This is a genomic window from Variovorax sp. 01T439_2 (assembly GCF_056398445.1).
Map to the genome: position 1 here is coordinate 1 of NZ_JBFTPJ010000968.1, position 2,173 is coordinate 2,173.

4 protein-coding genes are annotated in these 2,173 nt (G+C 68.0%); 2 read left to right on the plus strand and 2 right to left on the minus strand.

From position 1 onward, the window contains the following. Both AC1DOC_RS30515 and AC1DOC_RS30520 read left to right on the plus strand, forming a co-directional pair. A partial coding sequence (locus AC1DOC_RS30515; protein ID WP_478131211.1) for an aminotransferase-like domain-containing protein occupies positions 1–654 on the plus strand: 654 nt, incomplete at its 5' end. An 88-nt stretch (positions 655–742) separates the two neighbouring features. Then, positions 743–1,495, plus strand: coding sequence for an SDR family oxidoreductase (locus AC1DOC_RS30520; RefSeq protein WP_418146846.1), 753 nt, complete (start codon positions 743–745; stop codon positions 1,493–1,495). 21 nt (positions 1,496–1,516) lie between these two features. Here AC1DOC_RS30520 and cynS read toward each other — a convergent pair whose 3' ends face one another. Both cynS and AC1DOC_RS30530 read right to left on the minus strand, forming a co-directional pair. Beyond that, entirely contained in the window at positions 1,517–1,960 is a 444-nt protein-coding gene (cynS, locus tag AC1DOC_RS30525) for a cyanase (protein ID WP_012746482.1), read from the minus strand. Between the two features lie 78 nt (positions 1,961–2,038). Then, the coding region (locus AC1DOC_RS30530) for a DUF1348 family protein (RefSeq protein WP_478131212.1) at positions 2,039–2,173 on the minus strand (135 nt) is incomplete at its 5' end.

Below are 2,173 nucleotides of genomic sequence, written 5' to 3' on the forward strand. Positions count from 1 at the left end.
GTGCTGCGCATCCTGGCCGAACACGGCGTGCCGCTGATCGAGGACGACGTGTACGGCGACGTCCATTTCGGCGAGGAGCGGCCCCTGCCCTTCAGCGCGCTCGACACGCACGACAACGTCATCTATTGCGGCTCGTTCTCCAAGACGCTCGCGCCGGGCTACCGCATCGGCTGGATCGCCACGCGCCGCCACATGGCCCGCGTGCTCGAAACCAAGTTCGCCACCAGCCTGGCGACGCCGGTGCTGACGCAGGTGGCGCTCGCCACCTTCCTGTCGAACGGCGACTACGACCGCCACCTGCGCCGCGTCCGGCGCGAGTTCGCCGACACGCTGGCCCGCATGACGCGGGTGATCGAGCAGGCGTTCCCGCCGGGCACCAAGGTGTCGAGGCCGGCCGGCAACTTCGTGCTGTGGGTCGAACTGCCCGAGCCCGCGGACACGCGGCTCCTGTTTGCGCAGGCGCTGGAGAAACGCATCTGCTTTGCGCCCGGCGTGGTGTTCTCGGCCAGCGGCAAGTACGCCCACTGCCTGCGCCTGAGCGGCGGCCACGGCTGGGATGCGCGCATCGAGAAGGGCCTGCGCACGCTCGGCGCCATGGCGGTCCGGGCCGCAGGTCTTGCAGGATCAGGCAAGAAGCCTGTTCGATCCGGATAACGCCCGGAGCCCCATCCGCGCGAGACTTGCCTCCATGCCCGGCGCAGTGTTGCGCCATGGTCCACACCCATCGCACGAGGAGAGTCTCATGAGCGCAATCCAGGAAAAAGTCGTCCTCATCACGGGCGCAAGTGGTGGCATCGGCGCGGCGGCCGCGCGGCTCCTGGCGCGGCGCGGCGCCAAGGTGGTGCTCGGCGCGCGCCGCACCGACCGGCTCGAAGCGCTGGCCGAGGAAATCACCGCCGCCGGCGGCACCGCGCACTTCCAGCGGCTCGACGTCACCTACCGGCCCGACGTGGAAGCATTTGCCGAATTCGCACTCGAAACCCACGACCGCATCGACGTGCTGGTGAACGCCGCGGGCGTGATGCCGCTGTCGCCGCTGTGGTCGCGCAAGGTCGACGAATGGGAGCTGATGCTCGACGTCAACCTGCGCGGCGTGCTGCTGGGCATTGCGGCGGTGCTGCCGACCATGCAGGAACAGGGCTGGGGCCACATCGTCAACGTGGCGCCGGTGCCCGCGCAGGGCGTGTCGCCGAACTCGGCCGTGTATTGCGGCACGCAGTACGCGGTGGACGCCATCTCCGAAGGCCTGCGGCAGGAGCATGCGGGCAAGCTGCGCGTGACGGTGGTGCGCCCCGACGTGAGCGAAGCGGACAGCACGCTGGCCGACCGCATCGCGGCCTGCAGCAGCTTCGAGCGCATGGTCACGCGGCGGCGCATCGCGGTGCCCGCGGAAGCCGTGGCACGCTCGATTGCGGGCGCCATCGAGGGCAGCAGCATCTCGGCCCCGCGGCGCCCCGCGTGGCGGCCAAGGCCGGCCGAGCACGCGGCGTTCTGAGGTTCGTTCCGAGGGACCGCGTCAGTAGGTCTTGTAGGGCAGGAACTTGCCCGACAGCACCACGTTGACGCGGTCGCCCTTGGGATCGGCCTGGCGCTGGATGTCCATGCTGAAATCGATGGCGCTCATGATGCCGTCGCCGAATTCTTCATGGATCAGTTCCTTGATGGTGGTGCCATACACGCTCACCACCTCGTACCAGCGGTAGATGAGCGGATCGGTCGGCACCGGCGTGGGCAGCGAGCCCTTGTAGGGCACCACCTGGAGCCACTTCTGCTCTTCGGCCGTGAGGCCGAAAATCTTGCCAATGACCTTGGCCTGCTTGTCGTCGAGCGTCATCTGGCCAAGGCAGGCGGCGGTGGTCCACTCCTTGGAGAGGCCGACCTTCTTTGCCACGTCGGCCCACTGGATGCCCTTGGACACCTTCACGGTGATGATCTTCTCGGTGACGTCATTGCGGTTCATGCGGGTTTGCTCCTGATGGGGTGTGTCACCAGCAGCAAGCAACAGCCGTGCCGGGCGATCGGCATCGGACCGCGGCCCTCATACGCGTTCCCAGCGGAACTTGCGCTCCGACTCGGCAATGGGCTGGTCGTTGATGCTCGCGAAGCGCCGCTGCATCAGGCCGTTCTCGGCGAATTCCCAGTTCTCGTTGCCGTGGCTGCGGAACCACTGCCC

Bases quoted from the DNA above. Each gene is read 5' to 3' on its own strand.
- AC1DOC_RS30520 (WP_418146846.1), top strand. From the start codon at position 743: ATGAGCGCAATCCAGGAAAAAGTCGTCCTCATCACGGGCGCAAGTGGT.
- cynS (WP_012746482.1), bottom strand. From the start codon at position 1,960: ATGAACCGCAATGACGTCACCGAGAAGATCATCACCGTGAAGGTGTCC.